General features: G+C 66.1%; 21 protein-coding genes. 6 read left to right on the forward strand and 15 right to left on the reverse strand.

What is annotated here, in order from left to right:
* Positions 1–236: 236 nt before the first annotated feature.
* The 6 genes from HB681_RS00380 to HB681_RS00405 form a co-directional block, all read right to left on the reverse strand.
* Positions 237–1,898, reverse strand: coding sequence for a GMC family oxidoreductase N-terminal domain-containing protein (locus HB681_RS00380; protein ID WP_213952767.1), 1,662 nt, complete (start codon positions 1,896–1,898; stop codon positions 237–239).
* A complete protein-coding gene (locus HB681_RS00385; RefSeq protein ID WP_256354434.1) occupies positions 1,888–3,411 on the reverse strand; it encodes an aldehyde dehydrogenase family protein in 1,524 nt (507 codons plus the stop codon). Before HB681_RS00385 ends, HB681_RS00380 begins: the two co-directional genes overlap by 11 nt.
* Before the next feature lie 21 nt (positions 3,412–3,432).
* Positions 3,433–4,188, reverse strand: a complete 756-nt coding sequence (locus tag HB681_RS00390) for an enoyl-CoA hydratase/isomerase family protein (protein WP_213952768.1) — start codon at positions 4,186–4,188, stop codon at positions 3,433–3,435.
* 13 nt (positions 4,189–4,201) lie between these two features.
* Positions 4,202–5,260, reverse strand: coding sequence for a dihydrodipicolinate synthase family protein (locus HB681_RS00395; protein ID WP_345944601.1), 1,059 nt, complete (start codon positions 5,258–5,260; stop codon positions 4,202–4,204).
* Positions 5,261–5,400: 140 nt separating this feature from the next.
* Positions 5,401–6,168 (reverse strand): 3-ketoacyl-ACP reductase, encoded by a 768-nt coding sequence (locus HB681_RS00400; RefSeq protein WP_213952769.1) that lies wholly within the window; start codon positions 6,166–6,168, stop codon positions 5,401–5,403.
* 4 nt (positions 6,169–6,172) lie between these two features.
* The gene (locus HB681_RS00405; protein WP_213952770.1) at positions 6,173–7,306 is read right to left on the reverse strand and encodes an acyl-CoA dehydrogenase family protein; all 1,134 of its coding nucleotides are present in this window, start codon (positions 7,304–7,306) and stop codon (positions 6,173–6,175) included.
* Between the two features lie 107 nt (positions 7,307–7,413).
* On the opposite strand from HB681_RS00405, the gene HB681_RS00410 reads away from it, so the two are divergent.
* Entirely contained in the window at positions 7,414–8,952 is a 1,539-nt protein-coding gene (locus HB681_RS00410; RefSeq protein WP_213952771.1) for a CoA-transferase, read from the forward strand.
* Positions 8,953–9,812: 860 nt separating this feature from the next.
* On the opposite strand, the gene HB681_RS00425 is transcribed toward HB681_RS00410, so the two are convergent.
* The 5 genes from HB681_RS00425 to HB681_RS00445 all read right to left on the reverse strand — a co-directional run bounded on the left by HB681_RS00425 (position 9,813) and on the right by HB681_RS00445 (position 14,601).
* The gene (locus HB681_RS00425) at positions 9,813–10,682 is read right to left on the reverse strand and encodes a toll/interleukin-1 receptor domain-containing protein (protein ID WP_213952773.1); all 870 of its coding nucleotides are present in this window, start codon (positions 10,680–10,682) and stop codon (positions 9,813–9,815) included.
* 274 nt (positions 10,683–10,956) lie between these two features.
* A complete protein-coding gene (locus tag HB681_RS00430; protein WP_213952774.1) occupies positions 10,957–12,468 on the reverse strand; it encodes a tripartite tricarboxylate transporter permease in 1,512 nt (503 codons plus the stop codon).
* A 13-nt stretch (positions 12,469–12,481) separates the two neighbouring features.
* Positions 12,482–12,970 (reverse strand): tripartite tricarboxylate transporter TctB family protein, encoded by a 489-nt coding sequence (locus HB681_RS00435; RefSeq protein WP_213952775.1) that lies wholly within the window; start codon positions 12,968–12,970, stop codon positions 12,482–12,484.
* Between the two features lie 135 nt (positions 12,971–13,105).
* Positions 13,106–13,507, reverse strand: a complete 402-nt coding sequence (locus tag HB681_RS00440) for a phage holin family protein (protein WP_213952776.1) — start codon at positions 13,505–13,507, stop codon at positions 13,106–13,108.
* Between the two features lie 38 nt (positions 13,508–13,545).
* Entirely contained in the window at positions 13,546–14,601 is a 1,056-nt protein-coding gene (locus HB681_RS00445; protein WP_213952777.1) for a sugar phosphate isomerase/epimerase, read from the reverse strand.
* 136 nt (positions 14,602–14,737) lie between these two features.
* Here HB681_RS00445 and HB681_RS00450 point away from each other — a divergent pair, with 136 nt between their 5' ends.
* The 4 genes from HB681_RS00450 to HB681_RS00465 all read left to right on the forward strand — a co-directional run bounded on the left by HB681_RS00450 (position 14,738) and on the right by HB681_RS00465 (position 17,041).
* A complete protein-coding gene (locus HB681_RS00450) occupies positions 14,738–15,238 on the forward strand; it encodes a VOC family protein (RefSeq protein ID WP_213952778.1) in 501 nt (166 codons plus the stop codon).
* Positions 15,239–15,307: 69 nt separating this feature from the next.
* Positions 15,308–16,276, forward strand: a complete 969-nt coding sequence (locus tag HB681_RS00455) for a trypsin-like peptidase domain-containing protein (protein ID WP_213952779.1) — start codon at positions 15,308–15,310, stop codon at positions 16,274–16,276.
* A gap of 262 nt (positions 16,277–16,538) precedes the next feature.
* On the forward strand, positions 16,539–16,790 hold the full coding sequence (locus HB681_RS00460; RefSeq protein ID WP_213952780.1) for a type II toxin-antitoxin system prevent-host-death family antitoxin: 252 nt from the start codon (positions 16,539–16,541) through the stop codon (positions 16,788–16,790).
* Positions 16,787–17,041, forward strand: coding sequence for a Txe/YoeB family addiction module toxin (locus tag HB681_RS00465; protein WP_213952781.1), 255 nt, complete (start codon positions 16,787–16,789; stop codon positions 17,039–17,041). Before HB681_RS00460 ends, HB681_RS00465 begins: the two co-directional genes overlap by 4 nt.
* Before the next feature lie 509 nt (positions 17,042–17,550).
* On the opposite strand, the gene HB681_RS00470 is transcribed toward HB681_RS00465, so the two are convergent.
* Together HB681_RS00470 and HB681_RS00475 are read right to left on the reverse strand one after the other, a co-directional pair.
* Positions 17,551–18,708 (reverse strand): acyl-CoA dehydrogenase family protein, encoded by a 1,158-nt coding sequence (locus tag HB681_RS00470; protein ID WP_213952782.1) that lies wholly within the window; start codon positions 18,706–18,708, stop codon positions 17,551–17,553.
* Between the two features lie 72 nt (positions 18,709–18,780).
* Positions 18,781–19,581 carry a CPBP family intramembrane glutamic endopeptidase gene (locus HB681_RS00475; RefSeq protein WP_213952783.1) on the reverse strand — a complete coding sequence of 267 codons (801 nt, stop codon included), beginning with the start codon at positions 19,579–19,581 and terminating at the stop codon, positions 18,781–18,783.
* A 129-nt stretch (positions 19,582–19,710) separates the two neighbouring features.
* Here HB681_RS00475 and HB681_RS00480 point away from each other — a divergent pair, with 129 nt between their 5' ends.
* Entirely contained in the window at positions 19,711–21,231 is a 1,521-nt protein-coding gene (locus HB681_RS00480; RefSeq protein ID WP_213952784.1) for a CYTH and CHAD domain-containing protein, read from the forward strand.
* A 124-nt stretch (positions 21,232–21,355) separates the two neighbouring features.
* On the opposite strand, the gene gntK is transcribed toward HB681_RS00480, so the two are convergent.
* Both gntK and HB681_RS00490 read right to left on the reverse strand, forming a co-directional pair.
* Positions 21,356–22,891 carry a gluconokinase gene (gntK, locus tag HB681_RS00485; RefSeq protein WP_213952785.1) on the reverse strand — a complete coding sequence of 512 codons (1,536 nt, stop codon included), beginning with the start codon at positions 22,889–22,891 and terminating at the stop codon, positions 21,356–21,358.
* A gap of 74 nt (positions 22,892–22,965) precedes the next feature.
* On the reverse strand, positions 22,966–24,318 hold the full coding sequence (locus HB681_RS00490) for a GntP family permease (protein WP_213952786.1): 1,353 nt from the start codon (positions 24,316–24,318) through the stop codon (positions 22,966–22,968).
* Between the last annotated feature and the right edge of the window lie 31 nt (positions 24,319–24,349).

Here is a 24,349-nt window from a genome sequence, read left to right on the forward strand (position 1 = left end):
CCGCGGGGGCAGGCCCCGCGCTGCCAGGAACTCAGCCTGGTGCGCCGAAAGCCATCGCGAGGGTGTGGGTGTCTTCGTATGCCTTGACCGAAGTCGGCGTAGATCTGCTGCAGGTTCGCGGCACGTGGATGCGGCGGGGTCGAATCCTGTCTGCGGCTGCACTCCAGCTTCACGCTGCCGGGTGAAGAAGACTGACACTGCTTGCATGGAGTTCGGCGCTGACGCCGTGGCAGGACTCAATTCACCGTCGCCGCTTCACGCGAAACCATCACCACCGGCTGCGCGCGAACCGCGGCCACCCGACGAGCCGCTGACCCACCACCGCGAATCAGTTCCGCCGCCTTCTCCCCGATCACGATCGACGGCGCGTTGGTGTTGGAGCTGACCAGCCGCGGCATCACCGAGCTGTCGCAGATACGCAAGCCTTCGATGCCCCTGACTCGCAACTCCGGGTCGACCACGGAGGCCGCATCACCGCCCATGCGGCAGGTTCCTACCGGATGGTAGGAGGTGCGGCCGAACTGGCGCGCATAGGTCTCGAGGTCGGCCGTGGTCGACACGCGATCGCCGGGAAAGTGCTCCTTGCGGATGTACTTTGCGAGCGCCGATTGCCGGAAGATCTCGCGGCTGATGCGCACGCCTTCCGCGGAGGTCTTCACGTCGCGCTCGTCGCCGAGGAAGTTCGGATCGACGACAGGCATGGCGCGCGGATCGGCGCTGCCGAGCGAGACCGAGCCACGCGCATGCGGACGCACTGCGTAGGAGTTCAGCGTCACGCCCGAGCCGGATTCGATCTTCGGCACGCCCGCCTCCACGCCCGCGCCGACCAGGAAGTGGAACTGCAGGTCGGGCGTGGGCTCGTTCCGGTCGGCGTACCAGAAGGCGCCGCCTTCGACGATGTTGGACGCCACCGGCCCCCTCCTGAACAGCGCGTACTGCAAGCCGGCCCAGGCCATCCAGTGCGGCTTGGCGTACTTGTCGAAGCTGTGCGGGCCGTTGAGTTCGTAGACGATGTCGATGCCGAAGTGATCGTGCAGGTTCTGGCCCATTTCGGGCCGGTCTGCCATTACGTCGATGCCGAGCGCGCGCAGCTGGTCGGCCGGACCGATGCCCGACAGCAGCATCAGCTTGGGCGAGCCGATGGCGCCCGCCGTCACCAGCACTTCGCGGGCGGCTCGCACGATGGTCGGCCGGCCAGCCTCGACCACTTCGACACCCACCGCGCGGCTCTGCTCGATTACGACGCGATTGATCAATGCGCCGGTCTTCACCGAGAGGTTGCGCCGCCCGAGCGCAGGCCGCAGGTAGCCCACCGCCGCGGAACAGCGCTTGCCGTTTCGCGTCGTGGTCTGGTAGGCGCCGGTGCCTTCCTGCGTCGCGCCGTTGAAGTCCGGGTTGTAGGGCATGCCCATCTGCTGGCAGGCCTGCACGAAAGCCTGCGTCATCCGATGCGGCGCGCCGTTGGACACACCCAGCGGTCCGCCGATGCCGTGCAGCGGGCCTGAGAGCGTGTCGTTGTCCTCGGAGCGCCGGAACAGCGGCAGCAGATCCGCGAAGGACCAGCCGGCGCAGCCGAACTCATCGGCCCACGCGTCGTAGTCCTGCGCGCAACCGCGCGTGAACACCTCCGCATTGATCGAGCCGCCGCCGCCCAGCACGCGCGCTTGCGCATAAGGGATCTCGCGGTTCATCGCATGGCGTTGCGGCGCGGTCTTCAGGCCCCAGGTCATGGGGCCGGCGGTCATCTTGTAGAAGCCGACCGGCATGTGGATCCAGGGGCTGCTGTCGCGCGGGCCGGCTTCCAGCAGCAGCACCTTGACGTCGGCGTCTTCCGAGAGTCGTGCGGCCAGCGCGCAGCCTGCGGAACCACCGCCAACCACGATGTAGTCATAGTCCATCGCCCGCTCCAATCCAGTGAGTGCGCGGCTGCAGGTTGATGTGCGCCGTCTTGACCTCGGTGTATTCCTCGATGCCGGCCAGTCCTGCATCCCGGCCCAGGCCAGATTGCTTCATGCCGCCCATCGGCGCTTCGGGGCCATTGTCCAACGTGGTGTTGATCCACACACGGCCCGCCTGCACTTCGCGCATCGTGCGCAGGGCCAGGGTGACATCCTGCGTCCAGATCGAGGCCGACAGGCCGAACTCGGTGTCGTTCGCGATGCGGATCGCGTCTTCGTAGCTGTCGAAGGGGATCACGGCCAACACCGGGCCGAAAATCTCGTCGCGCAGCAGCGGCATCTCCGGCGTGACGTTGGTGAGCAGCGTGGGCTGCACGAACCAGCCCTTGTCGCAGCCGGTACGCCCGCCGCCGTGCACCACGGTCGCGCCGAGCGCAACGCCGCCTTCGACGTATGACAGCACCTTGCGCATGTGGGCCTCGTCGAACAGCGCGCCGACCTGCGTGGCCGGGTCGAGCGGATCGCCGACCACGATGCGGCTCAACTTGGCCGCGAGCTTCTGGGTGAACGCCGCGGCGATCGAGCGATGCGCCACCAGCCGGCTCGCACCGACGCAGCACTGGCCGGCGTTGAAGGACATCGCAAAAGCCACGCCATCGGCCGCATCGTCGAGGTTGGCGTCCGCGAACACGATGTGCGGGTTCTTGCCGCCCAGTTCCAGCCCGAGCTTCTTGATGTTGCCGACCGATGCCTGGATGGCCTTGCGGCCCGTAGCGGTCGAGCCGGTGACCGACACCATGTCGACCCGGTCGCTGTCGAGGATGACCTGGCCCACGTCCGCGCCGTGCCCGCTCACCAGGTTGACCACGCCATCGGGCAAGCCTGCCTGCTGCAGCAGTTCACCGAGGCGAAGCGTCGTGCCGCTGGTGGCTTCCGAAGGCTTGACGACGGCCGTGCATCCGGCGGCCAGCAGGAAGGGCAGGCGCTCGGCGAGGATGAAGAACGGAAAGTTCCACGGCGTGATGACGCCGATCACGCCCAGCGGCTGCCGCAGCACCAGTGCCAGCAGCCGGTCGCCGAGGTTGTTGAGCGTCTCGCCCGCCATGCTGCGCGAGGCGCCGGCCGCGAAGCGCCACACATCCGCCGCGCCACGGATCTCGCCCTTGGCCTGCGTGATGGGCTTGCCGGTTTCCAGGCATTCGATGAGGCCCAGTTCGTCGACGTTCTGCTCGATCAGGTCCGCGACCTTGAACAGCACCTTGGCGCGTTCCGCCGCAGGCATGCGCGGCCACGGGCCGGTGTCGAAGGCGGTGCGGGCGGCGCGGATGGCGTCCTTCGCGTCCTGCGCGGTGCCGGCGGGCCATTGCGCGACTGGGGTGCCATGGCCGGGGCTGTTGCGCGTCATGAGTTGGTCGCCATGGCCATCGGTCCAGTGGCCGTCGATGAACATCCTGAAGCGCCTTGGCGTGGCTGGCAGCGTGGGGCGGTGGTGGTGCATGTTGTCGTGGTGCATGAGTCTGTCTCCTCCTGTTGTTCAAAAGATGGCGGTGGTCTTCGCCTTGAATGCCGCGATGCCGATGGCGGCGTCGGCACTGGCCTTCACGGCGCGTGCCGCCTCGGCGTAGAACGCAGCCGGTGCGTTCTCGCCCACGATCGCTGCCTTGGACCAGCGTGCCGCCGTGGGCGACACGCGGGCCAGCGTGTCGACGAAGCCGGCAAGCCCCGCTTCGAAAGCGGTTGCGGGCCACACCGCATTCAGTGCGCCCCACTGCTGTGCGGTGGCTGCATCGAGTTCGCGGCAGGTCAGCACCGCTTCGAGCGCCCGGCCGCGGCCGACGATGCGTGCGAGACGTTCGCCGCCTTCCCAGCCCGGCATCGCGCCGATGCCCACCTCGGGAAAGCGCAGGCGGGCGGCGGCCGAGGCCACGCGCAGGTCGGTGGCCAGCGCCAGTTCCAGTCCGCCGCCGAAGCAGATGCCTTCGATGGCCGAGACCGTGGGGCAGCGCAGGCGTTCGAGGCGTCGGAAGACGCGGTTGCCATGGGCGATCCATTCGTCGGCGAATTGGGCCGGCGTCATCGGTGCCCACTGCGCGATGTCGGCACCGGACGAGAAGGTGCCGCCGGCCGTGCCGCGCAGCACCACGACGCGCACGCCGGCGTCCTGCTCGACCTGGTCGATGTGTCGGTCGAGTTGGCCCAGCATGTTCAGGTCCAGCGCATTGGCCTTGCCGGGGTTCGACAGCCGCAGCGTCAGCACCGCGCCTTCGCGCGACGAAAGGATTTCTCCCATGGCATTGGCTCCTTCAGCCCTGAACGCCGTAGAACGCGAGGAACTGCCGCATCCGCGACGCGGCGAGGTCGGGGTCGCGCAGCAGGCCGGCCTGGTCGGCCATGCGGAAGATGTCGACGAAGTAGGGCAGCGGGCGCATCGCCTGGTGGCCGGCCAGCATCACGAAGTGCGACTGGTGGCCGTTCAGGTACGCGAGGAAGACGACGCCGGTCTTGTAGAACTGCGTCGGCGCGCCGAAGATGCGGCGCGACAGTGGCACCGTCGGTTCGAGGGTGTCGAGGAAGCGTTGCTTGTCGCCCTGCGCGAGCGCGACGAGCGCATGCGATGCGGCCGGCGCGATCGCGTCGAAGATGCCGAGCAGCGCATGCGAATAGCCCGCCTCGTCGCCGGCGATGAGTTCGGGGTAGTTGAAGTCGTCGCCGGTGTACATCTTCACGCTGGCGGGCAGCATGCGGCGCATGTCGATTTCGCGCTGCTTGTCGAGCAGGGAGATCTTGATGCCGTCCACCTTGGCGGTAGATTCGGCGATCACCTGCAGCGCGACATCGCGCGCGGCGGTGAGGTCGTCGGTGCCCCAGTAGCCAGCGAGCGAGGGGTCGAACATGCTGCCGAGCCAGTGCAGCACCACCGGATGCTCGGCACGCGCCAGCACGGTGCGGTACACCTTGAGGTAGTCGTCGGGCGTCTTCGCGACGCGGGCCAGCGCACGGCTCGCCATCAGGATCAGCCGGCCGCCGGATTGCTGGATCGCATCGACCTGCTCCAGGTAGGCCGCTGTCACGTCGTCGAGCGTGCGCACGGTGCCCGGGTCGAGGTGGTCGGTACCGCAGCCGTTGTAGATCGGTACGCCGGTGCCGCTCAGGGCCTTCTGCGTCTCGCGGATCAGCGTGAGCGAATCCGCCCATGAGAGGCCCATGCCGCGCTGCGCGGTGTCCATCGCTTCGGCAATGCCGAGGCCCAGTTCGGCCAGGTAGCGGCGGTACTGCAGCGTGGCCTCCCAATCGATCTTGCCGCCGCTCGACGGCGCCACATCGGCGAACGGGTCCGCCACCACATGGGCCGCGGTAAACACCACGCGATTGAAGGCGCGGCCGGCGCTTGCGCGATCCAGGGCGTGCCTTGCAGGCGGTAGGGTGTGAGGCGGCCATCGGTGCCGGGGAGCTTGAGTTCGGTCATGTTGTCGTGTCTCCTTGAATACTTGTTGGTTGGATCTCAGAAGCGTTGGATGAGAAGGCCGCCATCCACGCGAACCTCTTGCGCGACCGTGTAGGGCAGCAGCCCGGCGGCCATCGTGCGGATCACGCGGGCCACGTCTTCCGGCAGGCCCCAGCGCGGCTCGAGGGTCATGCCGTTGGCGATGAGGGCGTCGTACTTGGGCTTCGACGGCGCGGTCATCTCGGTGAGGATCAGGCCAGGCTGAACTTCGAACACGCCGATGCCCAGCGGCGCCAGGCGCATCGCGAACAGGCGCGAGGCCATGTGCAGCGCGATCTTCGACATGCAGTACTCGCCGCGCTCCACGGTGGCGGCGGCCGCGTTCGACGAGGTGACGAACACCATGCTGCGATAGATGTCGTCCTTGCGTTGCTGCGCGACCATGTGCTTTGCCACGGCTTGCGACAGGAAGAAGGTGCCGCGCGTGTTGGTGTCGAAGCAGCGGTCGTAGCTTTCTTCGCTCACCTCGAGCAGGTCGCCGCGCTGCATGACCGACACGCCCGCGTTGTTGACCATGCAATGGATCTCGCCGAATTCGGCGACCACCGCATCGACGAAAGGCTGGTGGCTCGTGCGGTCGGCGATGTTGATCTCGTAGACCTGGCAGTGGCGACCGGTGGCGAGGATGTCGGCCTTGAGCTGCTCAAGCTTCTCGCCGTCCTTCCAGGCCAGCGCCGCGATGTCGAAACCCTCTGCTGCGAGGGCGATTGCGGTGGCGCGTCCGATGCCGCGCGACGCGCCGCTCACGATGGCTGTCTTCTTCATGGCATCAGGCCTTCAGAAGATTGCGCGCGATGATCACGCGCTGAATCTGGTTGGTGCCTTCGTAGATCTGCGTGATCTTGGCGTCGCGGTACAGGCGCTCCACCTCGTAGCCGCGGATGTAGCCGCTGCCGCCGAAGATCTGGATCGCGTTGGAGCTGTGCGTCACGGCCGCATCGCCCGCAAAGCACTTGGCCATCGACGACGCGGCGGTGGCGTCCTCGCCGGCGTCGATCTTCGAAGCGGCCGAGCGCACCAGCAACCGCGCCGCCTCGGTGTCCTTGGCCATGTCGGCCAGCATGAACTGGATGCCCTGGAACTCGGAGATCGGCGCGCCGAACTGCCTGCGCATCCTGGCCTGTTCGACCGATGCGTCCAGCCCCGCCTGCAGGATGCCCACGGCCAGCGAGGCGATGCCGATGCGGCCCTTCTCCAGCACGCTCATCATCATGTGGAAGCCGCGGCCCTCGGTGCCCAGCATCGCATCTGCTGGCAGCACGACATCGTTGAATGCAAGCTCGCCGACCTGTGACGAGCGCTGCCCCAGCTTGTGTTCCTTGGGCCCGCGCGAGACGCCGGCCGAATGGCAGTCGACGATGAAGATGCTCATGCCGCGCTTGCCGGCGGCCGGGTCGGTGCGGGCCAGCACGAAGGCCACGTCGGCCACCGGCGCGTTGTGGATCCACAGCTTGGCGCCGTTGAGCACCCAGCCATCGCCCTGGCGCACCGCGGTGGTCTTCACGCCCGACACATCGGAGCCCGCACCCGCCTCGGTGATGCAGTAGGCGCCACGCTTCTGCGCGCGGATCAGTGGTTCGATCCACTGCGCCTTCTGCGCGTCGGTGCCGTGCGTGCAGAGCAGGGTGGTCAGCAGTTCCACCAGGCCGCACTGGTCGGCGATGGAGCCGTAGCCGCGGCTCAGTTCCTCCATCACGATGCTGTAGGCCAGGCAATCGAGGCCGGCGCCGCCGTAGGTGTCCGGCACCGTGATGCCGAACAGGCCGCTCTCGCCCATCGCGGCGTAGATGTCGCCGGCGAAGGCTTCGTCCCGGTCCAGCCGCTCCGCTTGCGGGCGGATGACCTCGTTGGCGAAGCGCCTTGCCATGTCGGCGACTTGTGTGTGTTCCATTGTCAATTTCATGCTCGTCTCCTGTGTTCAGGGTCAACCCTGATGTATGTAACTGGTTAGTTATTACAATCATGGCAGACGTTTGGCCCGTCGGTCAAGCGCAATCACAAGGAAGTGCAATGAAAAAAGTACGAATCGTTGGCGCGGACGAAATGGCGCGCGAGGTTTTCGATGGCGCGACCGTGGTGCTCAGCGGCTCCGGCGGTGGCTTGCAGGAGGCGGATCACATCGCGCAGGCGATCGAGAAGCGCTTTCTTGCCACGGGGCATCCATGCGACCTCACGCTGATCCATGGCCTGGGCATTGGCGACGGCGTGCAAACGGGTATCACCCGTTTCGCCCACAAGGGCATGGTCAAGCGCGTGATCGGCGGTCACTGGACCTGGTCGAAAGCCATGCAGGACCTGGCCCGCGACAACGAGATCGAGGCCTACACGTTGCCGGCCGGACCGATCCAGACGCTGTTGCGCGAGACGGGCGCGGGGCGCCACGGGTTGGTCACGCACATCGGCCTTCATACCTTCGCGGACCCGCGCCACGGCGGCGGGCGCTGCAACGAGAAGGCGACCGACGACCTGGTCGAGCTGATCCAGCTCGGCGGCAAGGAACTGCTCTGGTACAAGCCGATCCAGGTCGACTTCGCGCTGATCCGCGGCACGGCTTGCGACCCGCAAGGCAACCTCACGTCGCGAGAGGAGCCGTCGGAGATGGACGTCTTCGCCGCAGCGATGGCGGCGCACAACTGCGGCGGCAAGGTGCTGGCGCAGGTGCGCGACGTGCTCGACGAATCCATCTCGCCAGCGCGCGACGTCAGCGTGCCCGGCGTGCTGGTCGACATGGTCTGCCAGTTCGCCGCGCAGACCCAGACCACGGGGGCCGACTACGACCTCAGCATGAGCGGCCTGCAACGTGCACCTGCCACCTGCGCCGCCATGCCCTTGCCGGAGGGCGTGCGCTACCTCATCGCTCGGCGTGCCGCGAAGGAACTGCGCGCCGACGCCTGCGTCAACTTCGGCTTCGGGCTGCCAGACGGTGTGCCGGCGGTGGCGCAAGCAGAGGGCAGGGAGATCGGATGGACCACCATCGAGCAAGGCCCGCACAACGGCGAACTGCTCGGCGGCCACCTGTTCGGCGCGACCCGCTATCCGAGCGCCATCGTCAAGTCGACCGAGCAGTTCGACTTCTTCAGCGGCGGTGGCGTCGACATCGCCTTCCTCGGCATGGGCGAACTCGATGCGGAGGGCAACGTCAACGTGTCATGGCTGGGCGACAACATCGTCGGCCCGGGCGGCTTCGTCGACATCACGCAGCGCGCGAAGAAGGTGGTGTTCTGCGGCACCTTCGAGGCGAAGGGGCTGGTGGTGGAGCACGAGGGCGAGGAGGTGTACATCCGCCGGCATGGCGACGTCTCGAAGCTGGTGAAGAAGGTGCGGCACATCACCTTCAGCGGCGCGCGTGCGCGGGCCGAGGGGCAGGAAGTGTTGTACGTGACGGAGCGGGCCGTGTTCCAGCTCACGCCGCATGGGCTGCGGCTGATCGAAGTGCCGCCTGGCGTGGACGTGCAGGCGGATGTGCTGGACCGAATGCCGTTCGAGGTGGAGGTGGGCATCGCCCTTTCGCCATGCACGGAAGGGGCGTCAACAATGATGGAAGCCTGACGAAACGTGGCGAGCGTATCGGTCATGGGGCCTGCTCCGCGATCCTTCAAGACCTTTTGAGCCTCGAAGCCGGATACGTGGCCCGTAGCAAGTCGAGGTGTGCAGCGACTTCCAGGTCCAGCGCGGATGGCTTGTGTCCGATGTCCCAGGTGCTGAGCCAGACGGACACGGTTCGCCAGATGTTTTGCCATCGAGGATGGTGCTGAAGCTCGGCGATCTTCGGAACGGCCGCCCCCATGAACGCCACTGCGTCTTCGAATGAGGCGAACTCGTACGACTTGCAGATCTCGGTGCGCTGACGTCCCGCGCCACCAGCGAGATCGGAGACGCGGGAATCCCAGCCTGGGAGGCCTTGCAGTGCGTCGTCCCAACTTACCCATCTGCGCAAGCAAGTCCGAGAGGTCCTTCTCCCAGTGCTCGTCGCGCAGCTCGCATTCTTGGGAGCGAGAAAGATCTCGTATCCCCTTCGGGAGTGCTCCGCGCTCGGGCCTGGATGTGCGAGAAAGCAGCACCGGCAAGATCCGCACCTCTGACGCCAGTGCGTGGCGAATCTCCTGGAACACCCAGTCATGCGGGTTGTCTATTCGTCGGCGGAAATCCTTGTCTTGTGCGGAAAGCCATCGGGGGCCGATGACCGGAATCAACAGCGTTGCGGCCTTGAGAGCCCGGTCGATTTCGTCAGCCCAGTCGTCGGACATTCGGATGGACTCCGTGTCGATGAAGACGCTTTGGGCGCCAAAGGTTCGCGCGAGTGTGTTCGCGAGCCACCTCGATGCAGCCGAACTGTCGGTGCGTCTGTAGCTGACGAAGGCGAGTGGCTGGTTGGCTTGCATGTGTCTCTCCTTGCAGGTCTGTTCGATCTACGCAATCTTCTGAAGCGCGTGAAGAACACCCCCGACAGCATCGGCCCAAATGCTCGATCCACAAAAGATTGCGTTCGATTTCTTCAGTTCAAAGTCGGTCCAATTATTGAGACAGCCGCCCGCCACAAAGGGAATGACACTAATCCCGTTGTCGCGTGCAAAGCGCACTTCCTTCTTGACGTTGACCGACTCGTGCGTCGAGCCGCCGACCACGAGGACCAGGATCCTGCTGCGGCCAATTGCGCGCTGCAGCGTTGGCTCCCATTCTTCCCCAGGCCTCAGCGCCTCTTGGTCACGGAACACATTGACGCCGCTCGACTGCAGTGAACTGGAAAGACGCGCGGCCACCCTGGTGTCAGTATCAGTCCGCTGGTAGCTGACGAAGACACTCCATCGATCGGCGTCCGCCGAAAAACGCTCCAGCAGCCTGACGTCCGCGGCGTCCAATCCGCGCGGGGTCTGAATGCTCTGTCCGATGACCTTCAGCCGATCGTCCTGATGATCGATGGGCAGGTACGGCTCGAAGCGCAGCGCGAGCAGCAGGAGCCTAGCGTCGTTGGCAGCGAACAAGGTCGAGTCGTCCGGCTCGGCGACGACCCCATGCTTTCCAAAGATCCTGGAATTTAGGAACGTGAAGCGGCGGCAATTGTCCAGCCGGAAAGACAGCGAATACATGCGTTGACCGCTATGCCCCCGGCGAGAGACGACGATCCAGAGCGTCCCGCTATCGCCCACGAGATCCTGGAGATCGTGGCGTCTCGATGTCAATGCGAAGTATTTCCCGTCTAGCCATGCAGCCCGGTTGGACTCCCAACGAGCGATAGCCAGGGCATGGCCAGTTGATGGGGGACGACGGTTGCGAGTCATTGGAATCCTTCATCGCCCGGCTGGAGTGCGGCATCCATTTCAAAGTCATCCGAGGGCGGAGCACGCCGCGAACCAGCCGGAATCAGGTTGCAGGTTATCCAGCCTTTACGCCGGGTGAATCATCACTTTTTGGGAATACCAACGCCGTCCCGGATGGGGTCTCAAATTGCAGCGCCCTCTCGTCTTCTCGGTTGACCGCAAACGCGGCCATGAAAAAGCCGCCCTCAGGCGGCTCCTCTCATGGCGCCGCGAATCCCGCGGCCCCAACACTCACTCACTCCTCCACAAACGCCTCTTCTCGCTTCGCCTTGATCGAAGGCAGCAGCACGATCCCCAGCAACAGCAGCGCCGCCAGCAGCAAGCCTGCCGACAACGGCCGCGTCACGAACACCGTCCACGTCCCGCGCGACAGCAGTAGCGCGCGGCGCAGGTTCTCTTCCATCATCGGCCCGAGGATGAAGCCCAGCAGCAGCGGCGCCGGCTCCGTCTTGAGCTTCAGGAACAAATAGCCGATGAAGCCGAAGGCCGCCACCATCCAGATGTCGAAGGTGTTGTTGTTGGTCGAGTACACGCCAATCGCACAGAACAGCACGATCGCCGGGAACAGGAACTTGTAGGGCACGGTCAGCAGCTTGATCCACATGCCGATCAGCGGCAGGTTCAGGACGATCAGCATCGCGTTGCCGATCCACATCGAGGCGATCAGGCCCCAGAACAGCTCGGGGTTGCTGGTCATCACCTGCGGGCCCGGCTGGATGTTGTGGATGGTCATCGCACCCACCATCAGCGCCATCACCGCGTTCGGCGGGATGCCCAGCGTCAGCAACGGGATGAACGAAGTCTGGGCGCCGGCGTTGTTGGCCGATTCCGGCGATGCGACGCCGCGGATGTTGCCCTTGCCGAAGGGCACTTCGCCCGGCCGCATCTTGATCTTCTTCTCCAGCGCATAGGCCGCGAAAGCCGCCAGAAGTGCGCCGCCGCCGGGGAGGATGCCCAGCGCCGAGCCCAGCGCCGTGCCGCGCAGCACGGCCGGCGTCATGCGCTTGAAGTCTTCGCCGGTGGGCCACAGGCCCTTCACGTTGGCGGTGAACACCTCGCGCTCGTCGTCGGGCTGCGAAAGGTTGCCGATGATTTCGCCATAGCCGAACACGCCCATCGCGATCACCACGAAGCCGATGCCGTCGGTGAGTTCAGGCACGTCGAAGCTGAAGCGCGCCACGCCCGAGTTCACATCGGTGCCGACGATGCCGAGCAAGAGGCCCAGCACGATCATGGCCACCGCCTTGATCAGCGAGCCCGAGGCCAGCACCACGGCGCCGATCAGGCCCAGGCACATCAGCGAGAAGTACTCGGCCGGCCCAAACTTGAAGGCCAGTTCCGTCAGCGGCGGCGCGAACGCGGCCAGGATCAGTGTGCCCACGCAACCCGCGAAGAACGAGCCCAGGCCGGCGGCAGCCAGCGCAGGCCCCGCGCGCCCCTGCCGCGCCATCTGGTAGCCGTCGATACACGTCACCACCGAGGACGATTCCCCCGGCAGGTTGACCAGGATGGCGGTGGTGGAGCCGCCGTACTGCGCCCCATAGTAGATGCCGGCCAGCATGATCAGCGCCGACACGGGCGGCAGCGCATAGGTGGCAGGCAGCAGCATCGCGATGGTCGCCACGGGGCCGATGCCGGGCAGCACGCCGATCAGCGTGCCCAGGATGCAACCGACCAGGCAGTACAGCAGGTTGGTGAAGGTGAAGGCGACACCGAAACCAATCGAGAGGTTATGAACGAGTTCCATGCTGCAGGTCTCCTCAGCCCGTGATGAACGTGGGCCAGACCTGGATCTGGAGTTTCAGCGCCCAGATGAAGGCGATGTAGCTGCCGACGGCGAGGATGGTGGAGAGCACCAGCACGTCGCGCAGCTTGAAGTGTTCGCCGGCCAGGCTGGAGATGATCGTCAGCGCGTAGATCGCGATGATCATGCCCATGGCCGGCACGCCGATGCTGGGCAGGCCGCCGAGCAGCACGCCGAAGGCGAGGTTGGCCAGGATCACGAAGAACAGCGGCTTCCAGGCCCACTTGCCGATCGGCTCGCCGTCCGCGGTCTCGACGATCAGCCCCTCGGCCATGATGATCACACCGAGGATCGCCAGGATGATGCCGAGCATCAGCGGGAAGTAACCCGGCCCCATGCGGGCGCCGTCTCCGATGTTGTAGGTGGTGGCGCCGATGGCGAAGGCGCCCCCGACGGCGGCGAACATGACTCCCGAGAAGAAGTCGGTCTGACTCTTGATGCGCATGCGGATGTGTCCCCAGTTAGTCAGGGAAGCATCGGCTCCTTATCCTGACCAATGGCTGACCATGCCTCTACGCACTAACGCGTAGCGCTATTTTGCGCTATCAAAACGATAGCGAATTTCGTGTCACGAACCTGACTACAGCCACTGTCCGCTGCTGGGCATCCGGATCTGCGTGTCCGGCGTGCCGCCCACGAAGAAGCCGCCGATAACGATGCTGAGCACCGAGATGAAGACGCTCGCGAACAGCGCTGTCCAGAAGCCCGAGACGCGAAAGCCGCGCACCAGCGCCGCCACCAGCAGGATCATCAGCGCGTTGATGACCAGCAGGAACAGCCCGAAAGTCAGCAGCGTGAGCGGCAGCGTCAGGACGATCAGGAGCGGCTTCACGATGGCGTTGGCCAGGCCCAGCAGCAAGGCGGAGCCGATCAGCGCGCCGGTGCTGTCGAACTTGAGCCCGCGGAACAGCAGGCTGGCAATCCAGAGGGAGACGGCCGTGATGGCCCAGTGAAGGAGGAAGGGGGTGAGGTTGGCAAGCATGTTGCCGTCACTCTAAGTCATGCGACGGCGACAGGGTGTCAGTCCACGCCCAGCATCTTCTTGTTGGCCGCCGTGTCGATGCCGCCCGCCGCGAAGTCGTCGAAGGCCCGGTCGGCCACGCGGATGATGTGATCGGCGATGAAGGTCGCGCCTTCGCGCGCGCCGTCCTCCGGGTGCTTGATGCAGCACTCCCACTCCAGCACCGCCCAGCCGGGGAAGTCGTACTGCGCCATCTTCGAGAAGATCGCCGCGAAATCGACCTGCCCGTCGCCCAGCGACCGGAAGCGTCCCGCACGGTTGATCCACGATTGGAAGCCGCCGTACACGCCCTGCTTGCCGGTCGGGTTGAACTCGGCATCCTTCACGTGGAAGATCTTGATGCGCTCGTGGTAGTGGTCGATGTAGTCGAGGTAGTTGAGCTGCTGCAGCACGAAGTGGCTCGGGTCGTAGAGCAGGCAGGCGCGCTTGTGGCCGCCGACGCGCTCCAGGAACATCTCGTAGGTCACGCCGTCATGCAGGTCTTCGCCGGGATGGATCTCGTAGCAGACGTCGACGCCGGCGTTGTCGAAGGCATCGAGGATCGGCAGCCAGCGCTTCGCAAGTTCGTCGAAGGCCGCCTCGATCAGTCCTGGCGGACGTGGCGGCCAGGAGTACAGGTACGGCCAGGCCAGCGCACCGGAAAAGGTCGCGTGCGCGGTGAGCCCGAGATGGGCCGAGGCCTTCGCTGCAAAGTGCAGTTGTTCGACCGCCCATTGCTGGCGTTTGGCCGGATCGTTGCGGACTTCGGCCGCGGCGAACCCGTCGAAGCCGGCGTCGTAGGCGGGATGCACCGCGACGAGCTGGCCCTGCAGGTGCGTCGAGAGCTCGGTGATTTCCAGCCCGTGCGAGGCGAGCGTGCCCTTCACCTCGTCGCAATAGGTCTTGCTCTGCGCCGCCTTCTTCAGGTCGAACAGGCGCGCGTCCCAACTCGGGATCTGCACGCCCTTGTAGCCGAGGCCGGCGGCCCAGCCGGCAATGGCGTCGAGCGAGTTGAACGGCGCGGCGTCGCCGGCGAACTGGGCCAGGAAGATGGCAGGCCCCTTGATGGTCTTCATGTGCTGTGTCTCCGTGGGTGGGCGTCGATGATGCTGGGGCGGAAATCCGAAGTCAACGATTGGCCTGACCAGTTGACGCGCGCTGGCCGCACTCCTAACCTCGTCGCCACCTTTGCGACCGCAGGAGACACACGCCATGTTGTTCGGTCAACTCTTCCACACAGCCATCAAGACGGCCCACCTGGAGGCCACGGTGCGCTTCTACACCGAGGTGCTCGGCATGGTGGTCGCCGACCGGCCGCCCATCGGCTTCCCCGGTGCATGGCTCAAGCCTGCGCAGCCGGGTGCGGAGGCCATCTTCCATTTCTATGCGGGCGATGCCGCGAAGGAGTCCGACGGCTCGGTGCAGACGGGCACTGCCGCCATCGACCATGTGTCGGTGGTGTGCCAGGGCTACAGCGCCTTCAAGGCCAGGTTCGAGCGCTATGGCCTGGCCTACCGAGAGAACCTCGTGCCCGCCACACCGCTGTGGCAGCTCTTCATCTACGACCCGAACGGGGTGCAGCTCGAACTCACCTTCCATTCGGCGGCCGAGCATGAAGATGTGCCGGTGATTCCGCAGGAGCGCCGCTACGGCGCGCGCGAGCGGTGGTTCGAGCCGGCGCTCTACCGGCAGTTCGAGGCGGCGATGGCCTGAAGGGGCGCAAGCGTCGGGTCTTGCGTTTGCCGGAACGGTCGCCAATTGGGGAACTTACGGGAACGCAACATGGGCGCACGACCAGACTTCACCGAAGACGACAACCTTCTCGATGCCTACTCCGAGACGGTTGCCTCCACTGTCGAGCAGGTGCAGGACGCGGTCGTCTACATCGCCGCGCACAAGAGCGGTGGCCGCGGCCGGCAAAGTGGCGCCGGCTCCGGCTTCCTGTTCACGCCCGACGGCTACCTGCTGACCAACAGCCATGTGGTGCACGGCGCGTCCTCGCTCGAGGTGGTGCGGCCGGATGGCACGCGCAGCGACGCGCAACTCGTGGGCGAAGACCCGGAGACCGATCTCGCCGTGCTGCGCATCGGCGCCAGTCGCTCGCTGTCGCACGTCGAGCTCGGCGACTCGTCGCGGCTGCGCGTCGGGCAGATCGCCATCGCGATCGGCAATCCGCTCGGTTTCAACCACACGGTGACCAGCGGCATCGTCTCCGCGCTCGGACGGTCGCTGCGATCGAACGCCGGACGCATGATCGACAACGTGATCCAGACCGATGCGGCCCTCAATCCGGGCAACTCGGGCGGTCCGTTGCTCGACACGCGCGGCCGCGTGATCGGCGTCAACACGGCCATCATTCCCGGCGCACAGGCGATCTGCTTCGCTGTGGCGGTGAACTCCGCCAAGTGGGTGGTCGGCCAGTTGTTCGCGCATGGCCGGGTGCGGCGCGCATACATCGGGCTGTCGGGCTCGACCGTGCCGATGTCGCGCCGCGTCGCGCGCTTTCTCGAAGTCGAGCAGGATGCCGGCGTGCGCGTGTCGGAGGTGCAGGCCGGCTCGCCCGCCGCCATCGCGGGCCTCAAGGCGGATGACCTCATCGTCGGCATCGACGGCGCGCCCGCGCGCACCGTGGACGACCTGCAGCGCTTGCTCGACGAGTCGCGCATCGGCAAGCTCTGCGTGCTGCGCATCCTTCGCGGCGCGCAGCCGCTCTACCTGAGCGTGACGCCGTTGGAGTCGCGGCGCGCGTGAGCCGGGCCGGGTCTGGTGCCATTGCGAAACCGGGCCGCTGGCAGTGAAGACGGCAACCGCGCAAAAAAATGCGGGCCATGAGGGAGAAAAGCCTGCGGAAGCCGCCCGCTCGTTGGCGACGTTGGCCGCGTTATTCACCAAGCGTCATTTCTCTGCGATCGGCTGCTCGATGGCACCGTCCATGTGGGACTGAAACGATGCCTGCTGATGGACAGCAGACATAGGCATACGTACAATAACACGTACATACAGGAGTTTTCCAATGGATGCCATCACCTACTCGGCTGCACGCGCCAACCTGGCCAGCACCATGGATCGAGTTTGCAATGATCATGAAGCGCTGATCATCACGCGCAACGGCGAACAGGCTGTGGTGATGCTTTCGCTTGAAGATTTCCAGGCCATGGAAGAAACGGCATACCTGCTGCGCAATCCGGCCAACGCCAAGCGCCTGATTTCCGCATTGACCCAGTTGGGCGCAGGCAAAGGCGTTGAGCGGGAACTGACCGAGTGAAGTTGATTTTTGCTGAAGAAGCCTGGGACGATTACCGCTACTGGCAGAAGCAAGATCGAAAGATGATCGAGCGCATCAACAAGCTGATTCAGGAAATCCAGCGAGATCCGTTTGGCGGCATTGGCAAACCCGAGGCCCTCAAACATGCGCTCGCCGGATTCTGGTCTCGCCGGATCACGGACGAACATCGCATTGTCTATAAGGTCGAAGGCGATGCCCTTCTGATCGCACAACTCCGGTATCACTACTAAGCACGCTCAACGTTGAAGTTAAGGCGCGGACCGAGACTCGCCGGGGGACATCGGCTCGAAGATCAACTGGTGCGCCAGAGGGCGTCTGGCAACACGACGGTGACGCATCAAGTTCCAGGTCCACACCGTTTTCGGCTGCACCGCCTCGTTGCAGCGCAGCAAGCAGCGCACCCGGCCCCAGCGGCTTTCATCCCAGCATCAGCCACCGCCGGCAATGCCCGCAGCCCCCGAGCGCGGCTTCGGCACGCGGCAGGACACGGATGCCTGGCTGATCCAGAACCTCAAGCTGGCGAACGTGAGTTTCGAAACGGGCAGCACCAAGGCCTTCTTGTCGCACCTCGCGGTGGAACACGACGTGGCGGTCTCGATACATAACCGGGGCGTTCGGCGCAGTTGCGCGTCCAGTTTGCGCGAACCAAGCGAGCAGATTGCAACGACACGCCCCACGTTCTCACATGGGGGGCGAGGCATGCTCAGCCCGCTCGCCCCACTCCGGGCAGAACCACTCGCTACCGAACCGGCCGCTTCGCAATCCCCATCGTCTTCGCCAGGATGCCCAACATCACCTCGTCCGCCCCGCCGCCGATCGACCCCAGCCGCCCATCGCGGTAAAGCCGCGACACCCGGTTCTCCCAAGTGAAGCCCATGCCGCCCCAGAACTGCAGGCAGGTGTCGGCCACTTGCCGCGTGAGGCGTCCGCACTTGAGCTTGGCCATCGACGCCAGCTCGGTCACGTCCTGGCCTTGCACGTGCAGGTCGCAGGCGCGGTAGGTGAGGGCGCGCAACGCCTCCACCTCGGTCTTCAACTCGGCCAGCTTGAACTGCACCCATTGCTGGTCGGCCAGCGTGCCGCCGAACATCTTGCGCTGCTGCGCCCACTCGATGGTGTCCCGTATGCAGTCCTCCATCGGTTCAAGGGAACTGGCGGCGCACCACAGCCGCTCCTCCTGGAACTGCTGCATCTGGTAGACGAAACCCTGGCCTTCCTCGCCGATGCGATAGCGCTGCGGCACGCGCACGTCGTCGAAGTAGATGAGGCCGGTGTCGCTCGAATGCATGCCGATCTTGCGGATCTTCTTCGCGCGCTCGATGCCCGGCAGGTTCATCGGCACCATCACCAGCGACTTGTTGCGGTGCGCCGAGCCATCGCTGGTGTTGACCAGCATGCACATCCAGTCGGCCTGGAAGCTGTTGGTGATCCACATCTTCTGGCCGGTGATGAGGTAGTCGTCGCCGTCCTTGCGTGCATGGGTCTTGAGGCCGGCCACGTCGCTGCCGGCGCCGGGCTCGCTCACGCCGATGCAGCCGACCATGTCGCCCGCAATGGAAGGCGCCAGGAACTCGCGGCGCAACTCGTCGCTGCCGAAGCGCGCCAGCGCCGGCGTGCACATGTCGGTTTGCACGCCGATGGCCATCGGCACCGCGCCGCAGCTGATGTGGCCCAGCGCCTCGGCCAGCGCCATCGCATACGAGTAGTCGAGTCCGCCGCCGCCGAATTCCTCTGGCTTGTTCAGGCCGAGCAGGCCCAGCTCGCCCATGCGCTTGAACACCTGGTGCGCGGGGAAGGCCTCGGCCTCCTCCCATTCATCGACGTGCGGGTTGATCTCGTCGTCGATGAATCGACACATGGTCTTCTGGATCTCGAGGTGCTCGTGGGTGTACTGCATGGTGAAGGCCACTCTAGGGGTGCGGACGCGCGCAAGCTTGCGATAACTGGCTGGGTGGCCAGGCGCTGCCGGTCAGCGTGGCCGCGGCGACAGCATGCGTCGCAGCGCCATCGTGCCGCATCCGGCGACCGCCAGCGAAACGAGCCAGACCGTGGCAACGCCGGCCGCCGACATGGCGTCCGACTGGCTGTTCACCAGGCGCCCCATTGCGACCAGGCCGCTGTTGTAGGCCACATGCAGCGCGATGCAGGGGATGAGCGAGCGCGTGCGCTCGTAGAGCCAGCCGAGCACCACACCCATCGCGATGCCCACCACGAACTGGTAGATGTTCAGGTGCGCCGCGCCGAAGAGAACGGCGGATCCCAGGATCGCATGCCAGCGCGAATACTGCCGCAGGAAGCCGCGCAACACGATGCCGCGAAACAGCATCTCCTCGAGCACCGGCGCCAGGATGCATGCCGCGATCAGCGATGCGATGCCGCTGTCGCCCATGCGCTGGAACAGCCTTTCTTCCCAGGCCGACATGGGCGCGATGCGCACCAGCAGCTCCAGCGCGGTCGAGATCGTGAGCATCAGAGCCGGCACCAGCAGCAGGACCGGCGGCACCACCAGCGCCAGCGTGGCCCGGCGGGATGCAGACGAATGATGGAACAGGCTGCGATAGCTGATGTTCTGGAAGTGCATCACCACCACGAACACGCAGCCGTTGGCGAGCACCAGCGTGAGGGCGCTGATCTGCTCGGCGGTGAGCCGGGCGAGGCTGCGCATGTCGCGAAGGGCCGCACCGACCAACAGCTCGCAAAGAAGCAGCGCGACATACAGCAGCACGGCCTGGAATGCCGTGGGAAACGCTTCTCCCTCAGGTGACTGCATGTTGGACGGGGTCTGGAGCCTGGACGCCACGGCATGTTAGCGTGGGCCGCGCCAGCAATTTGTGACTGTCCCGTGCACAAGCGGCGCGGGTCGTGCAAACATCCGGGAGCCCCCATCCGAAGAGCGATCATGGAAATCGAATTCAAGTTCCAGGTGCCTGCGCGGCATCTCAAGGCGGTCGAGCAGGACGTGCGCGCCGCCAAGGCCGTGCGCCAGCACATGCAGGCGCATTACTTCGACACGAAGGACGGCGCGCTCGCGTCGCGCGGCGTGGCCTTGCGGCTGCGCAAGGAAGGGCGGCGCTGGGTGCAGACGGCCAAGGCGCTCGGCGACGGGCCGCTGCACCGGCTCGAACACAACGTCGACCTGGGCGGCAGCGGCGGGGCCCGGCCGGAGCCCGACGCGCAACGCCACGCGGGCACGCCGGTCGGCGACCTGCTCGACAAGCTGCTGGACCATGGGGCGATTGCACTGGTCGAGACCTTCGGCACCGACATCTGGCGCCTGGCGCGCCACGAACGCGAAGGCGACACGACCATCGAGCTGGCGCTGGACACCGGCAAGGTCATGACCCCGCCCGGCGATGGCCACGAGGGGCGGGCGTCGCAGGTCTGCGAGCTGGAACTGGAACTGGTCGACGGCCGCGTTCAGGACCTGGTCGCGCTCGCGCTGCGCTGGTCGCAACGGCACGGGCTCTGGTTCAGCACGGTCACCAAGGCGGAGCGCGGGCAGCGGCTGATGGCCGATGAAGCGGGCGAGCGGGCGCTCAAGGCGTCGCCGCCTGTCTTCGGCGCGATAGACGCGATATCCGGCGAGTCGGTGCAACGCGCGGTGCTGGCCGCCTGCCTCGCCCACATGCTCCCCAACGCCAGTGCCATCGCCGCGGGCAGCGAGGACGCCGAGGTGATCCACCAGTTGCGCATCGGCATCCGGCGAACCCGCACCGCGCTGCGCGAACTCGACGCGCTGGCGCCGGGGCGCTTCGATGCGGCCTGGGAAGCGCCACTCGTCGAGGTGTTCCGCGTGCTCGGCGCGCAGCGCGATCGTGCGTTGTTGCTGTCGGACATGCAGCCCCGCCTTGATGCGGCCGGCGCGCCGGCCATCGACATGAAGCCTGCCGGCGACGGCGCGCAGGCGCCCCCGTCCGCAGGCGAGGTCGTGCGAGCGCCGGCGTTCCAGCGCGTGCTGGTGTCGCTGATCGGGTTCACGGCCTCGCCTGCGGAAGAGGGCGCGCCGGCCGTGGTCGATGCCGCTGCGACACGGCAGATCCTGCAAGCGCGGCTGGGCAGGCTTCACAAGCAGGTCGTGCGGGACGGCAAGCGCTTCGAGCAACTCCTGGCCGACCAACAGCACCGCACCCGCAAGCGCCTCAAGCGGCTGCGCTACCTGGCTGAGTTCGTGGCGCCGCTGTTCGACAAGGCGGAGGTCAAGCGCTACGTTGGTAGCCTGGTGCCGGCACAGGACGCGCTCGGCGAATTCAACGACGAGGTCGTCGCCATGGCGGCGTACCGCGAAGCCGCCGCGACCGATCCGCATGCCTGGTTTGCCGTGGGTTGGCTGGCGGCGCAACAGCCAGCGGGCGCACGCGCCTGCCGCAAGGCGCTGCGCCAACTTGCCAAGGCACGACGGTTCTGGCGCAAGGGGGACTGATGCGACTTCGCAATCAATCGCATAACTGCCTTGGATCGCCTTGCCGTGCTACAGCACTGTCTGCGGCGCTCCGCCTTGTTCTGCGCTTGATTGCAAAGTCGCGTGAAGCGGGAACGGGCGCGGGTCACTCACCCTGCTGGAACGCCGCAATCGCCCGGTACTCCGCCGCCAGTTTCTCCGGCACGGCCGCATAGATCGGCAGCAGCCGCTGGTACACCGCCACGTTGCGCGGATTCGGCGTGTGGCGGTGCGTCGCGCCGACCATGCCGGCCACCACCTCGATCGAATCGACCTCGCCCAGTGCATACAGGCCGAGCACGGCGGCGCCCAGGCACGAGCTCTCGAAGCTCTCGGGCACCACCACCGTGCGGTCGAACACGTCGGCCATCATCTGGCGCCACAGGCCCGAGCGCGCGAAGCCGCCGGTGGCCTTGATCGTGGTGCTCGGGCCGATGATCGACTCGACGGCCGGCAGGATGCTGTGCAGGTTGAAGATCACGCCCTCCAGCGCCGCGCGGATCATGTGCTCCTTGCGGTGGTGCATGCCCAGGCCGAAGAACGAGCCGCGCAGGTTGGCGTTCCAGTATGGCGCGCGCTCGCCTGCGAGGAAGGGGTGGAACAGCAGTCCTTCGGCTCCGGCCGGCACGCGCTCCGCAATCCGCGTGAGCACCTCGTAGGTGTCGATGCCCAGGCGCTTGGCAGTTTCCGCCTCGGACGCCGCGAACTCGTCGCGCACCCAGCGCAGGATGATGCCGCCGTTGTTCACCGGCCCGCCGACCACCCAGTGCCGCTGCGTCAGCGCATAGCAGAAGGTGCGTCCGGAAGGATCGGTCATCGGCTTGTCGACCACCGTGCGCATCGCGCCGCTGGTGCCGATGGTGACGGCCACCTCGCCCGGCGAGATCGCATTCACGCCGAGGTTTGACAGCACGCCATCGTTGGCACCGAGCACGAAGGGCGTGTCCACCGCCAGGCCCAATCGGGTGGCGACCGCCGGGGCCAGTCCCGCGACATGCTCGGTCGTCGGAACGGGCTGCGGCAGCTGCTCCGGCTTCACGCCGGCCAGCGCCAGCGCCTCGGCATCCCAGTCCAGCGTCGACAGGTTGAACAGCCCGGTCGCCGAGGCGATCGAATGGTCGACCAGCCAGCGCCCGAACAGCCGGAAGAACACGTACTCCTTGATGCCGACGAAGCGCTCCGCCTTGCCGAACAACGCCGCGCGGTCATGGCGCAGCCACACCAGCTTGGCCAGCGGCGACATCGGATGGATCGGCGTGCCGGTGCGCCGATAGATCGCGTCGCCGTTCCATTCGGTCTTGATGCGCTCGGCCCAGCGCACAGCGCGGTTGTCGGCCCAGGTGATGCTGTGGGTCAGCGGGGCGCCCGCGCCGTCCACCAGGATCAGGCTGTGCATCGCCGCGCTGAAGGAGACGCAGATCACATCTTCCGGCGCCGCGCCGCACTGCTCGACGCAGGAAGCGATCACCGCGAGCACGGCCTGGTAGATCTGCTCCGGGTCCTGTTCCGCCGCGGCCGGCTCGGGCCGCAGCAGCGGGTAGTCGACCGCGTGATGGGACAGCACCTTGCCCGCGATGCTGAATGCGACGGCCTTCGTGCTGGTGGTGCCGATGTCGACGCCGATGGCGATGCGGGTGGTCATGCGGGTCTCACAGTCTCAGTCCTTGCGCCGCACGGCGCAGCGCCGGTCGTCACTCTATCCGCATCCAGCGGTCGTCAAACCACCATGTTCAGCAACAGGATGAAGACCAGCGCGACGACGGACACCAGCGTCTCCATCACGGTCCACGTCTTGAAGGTCTCCGGCACGCTCATGTTGAAGTATTCCTTCACCAGCCAGAAGCCCGCATCGTTGACGTGAGAGAGGATCACCGAGCCGGCCCCGGTCGCCAGCACCAGCAACTCGCGGTTCACGCCCGGCACCAGCGTGGCGAGCGGTGCGACGATGCCGGCGCCGGTGATGGTCGCGACCGTGGCCGAGCCCGTCGCCACGCGGATCACACCGGCCACCAGCCAGGCGAGCAGGATCGGCGAAAGATGCGCCTGCAGCGCCATCTTGCCGATCGCGTCGCCCACGCCGCTGGCGATCAGCATCTGCTTGAAGCCGCCTCCCGCGCCGATGATGAGAATGATGGCCGCCGTCGGCGCCAGGCTCTCGTCGACCAGCTTCAGGATCTGCTTTGCATCGAAGCCGCGCCTGAAGCCGAAGGTGTAGATCGACAGCAGCAATGCCGCCAGCAGCGCGGTAATGGGGTTGCCGATGAAGTCCATCCACTGGCGCACGATGTTCTTCTCGTCGAGCAGGATGTCCGACAGTGCTTTCAGCATCATCAGCCCGACCGGCAGCAGCACGGTGAGCAGGGTGATGCCGAAGCCCGGCAGGTCGCGCGTCTCGGGCTCCTCGCCCAGTTGCGCCATCAATTTTTCCGACGGGTTGCCCGGCACGTACTTCGCAATGAAGCTGCCGAAGATCGGGCCCGCGATGATCGCGGTCGGCAGGCCGATCAGCAGGCCGTAGAAGATGGTCTTGCCGATGTCGGCGCCGAACACGCCGATGGCGATCATCGGGCCCGGATGCGGCGGCACCAGGCCATGCACCACCGACAGGCCCGCCAGCAGCGGAATGCCGACCTTGATGATCGACACACCCGTGCGCCGCGCCACGATGAACACCAGCGGGATCAGCAGCACGAAGCCGATCTCGAAGAACAGGGGAATGCCCACGATGAACGCCGCGAACATCATGGCCCAGTGCACGCGCTCCTTGCCGAAGGCGTCGACCAGCGTGCGCGCGATGCGGTCGGCGCCGCCCGAGGCCGCCATCATCTTGCCGAGCATGGTGCCCAGGCCGAGCACGATGCCGACGAAGCCCAGCACGCCGCCAAAGCCGTCCTGGAAGGACTTCATCAGCAGGCTGACCGGCATGCCCGAGGTCAGGCCGAGGAAGCCGGCCGCCAACGTCAGCGCGATGAACGGATGGAAGCGCCAGCGCGTGATCAGCAGGATCAGGAGCACGATGGCCACGAGCGCGTCGGCCATCAGGAAAATGTCTTTGTCGATGCCGAACATGGTGTCTCCGTCTGCGGCGTGACGCCGTCGG

Source organism: Variovorax sp. dw_954, from assembly GCF_018449755.1.
Lineage (GTDB): Bacteria > Pseudomonadota > Gammaproteobacteria > Burkholderiales > Burkholderiaceae_C > Variovorax.

What these genes read in the sequence shown, in the direction of transcription:
- HB681_RS00380 (WP_213952767.1), bottom strand. Translation starts at nt 1,898, where the DNA reads ATGGACTATGACTACATCGTGGTTGGCGGTGGTTCCGCAGGCTGCGCG.
- HB681_RS00385 (WP_256354434.1), bottom strand. Translation starts at nt 3,411, where the DNA reads ATGCACCACGACAACATGCACCACCACCGCCCCACGCTGCCAGCCACG.
- HB681_RS00390 (WP_213952768.1), bottom strand. Translation starts at nt 4,188, where the DNA reads ATGGGAGAAATCCTTTCGTCGCGCGAAGGCGCGGTGCTGACGCTGCGG.
- HB681_RS00400 (WP_213952769.1), bottom strand. Translation starts at nt 6,168, where the DNA reads ATGAAGAAGACAGCCATCGTGAGCGGCGCGTCGCGCGGCATCGGACGC.
- HB681_RS00405 (WP_213952770.1), bottom strand. Translation starts at nt 7,306, where the DNA reads ATGAAATTGACAATGGAACACACACAAGTCGCCGACATGGCAAGGCGC.
- HB681_RS00410 (WP_213952771.1), top strand. Translation starts at nt 7,414, where the DNA reads ATGAAAAAAGTACGAATCGTTGGCGCGGACGAAATGGCGCGCGAGGTT.
- HB681_RS00425 (WP_213952773.1), bottom strand. Translation starts at nt 10,682, where the DNA reads ATGACTCGCAACCGTCGTCCCCCATCAACTGGCCATGCCCTGGCTATC.
- HB681_RS00430 (WP_213952774.1), bottom strand. Translation starts at nt 12,468, where the DNA reads ATGGAACTCGTTCATAACCTCTCGATTGGTTTCGGTGTCGCCTTCACC.
- HB681_RS00435 (WP_213952775.1), bottom strand. Translation starts at nt 12,970, where the DNA reads ATGCGCATCAAGAGTCAGACCGACTTCTTCTCGGGAGTCATGTTCGCC.
- HB681_RS00440 (WP_213952776.1), bottom strand. Translation starts at nt 13,507, where the DNA reads ATGCTTGCCAACCTCACCCCCTTCCTCCTTCACTGGGCCATCACGGCC.
- HB681_RS00445 (WP_213952777.1), bottom strand. Translation starts at nt 14,601, where the DNA reads ATGAAGACCATCAAGGGGCCTGCCATCTTCCTGGCCCAGTTCGCCGGC.
- HB681_RS00450 (WP_213952778.1), top strand. Translation starts at nt 14,738, where the DNA reads ATGTTGTTCGGTCAACTCTTCCACACAGCCATCAAGACGGCCCACCTG.
- HB681_RS00455 (WP_213952779.1), top strand. Translation starts at nt 15,308, where the DNA reads ATGGGCGCACGACCAGACTTCACCGAAGACGACAACCTTCTCGATGCC.
- HB681_RS00460 (WP_213952780.1), top strand. Translation starts at nt 16,539, where the DNA reads ATGGATGCCATCACCTACTCGGCTGCACGCGCCAACCTGGCCAGCACC.
- HB681_RS00470 (WP_213952782.1), bottom strand. Translation starts at nt 18,708, where the DNA reads ATGCAGTACACCCACGAGCACCTCGAGATCCAGAAGACCATGTGTCGA.
- HB681_RS00475 (WP_213952783.1), bottom strand. Translation starts at nt 19,581, where the DNA reads ATGCAGTCACCTGAGGGAGAAGCGTTTCCCACGGCATTCCAGGCCGTG.
- HB681_RS00480 (WP_213952784.1), top strand. Translation starts at nt 19,711, where the DNA reads ATGGAAATCGAATTCAAGTTCCAGGTGCCTGCGCGGCATCTCAAGGCG.
- gntK (WP_213952785.1), bottom strand. Translation starts at nt 22,891, where the DNA reads ATGACCACCCGCATCGCCATCGGCGTCGACATCGGCACCACCAGCACG.
- HB681_RS00490 (WP_213952786.1), bottom strand. Translation starts at nt 24,318, where the DNA reads ATGTTCGGCATCGACAAAGACATTTTCCTGATGGCCGACGCGCTCGTG.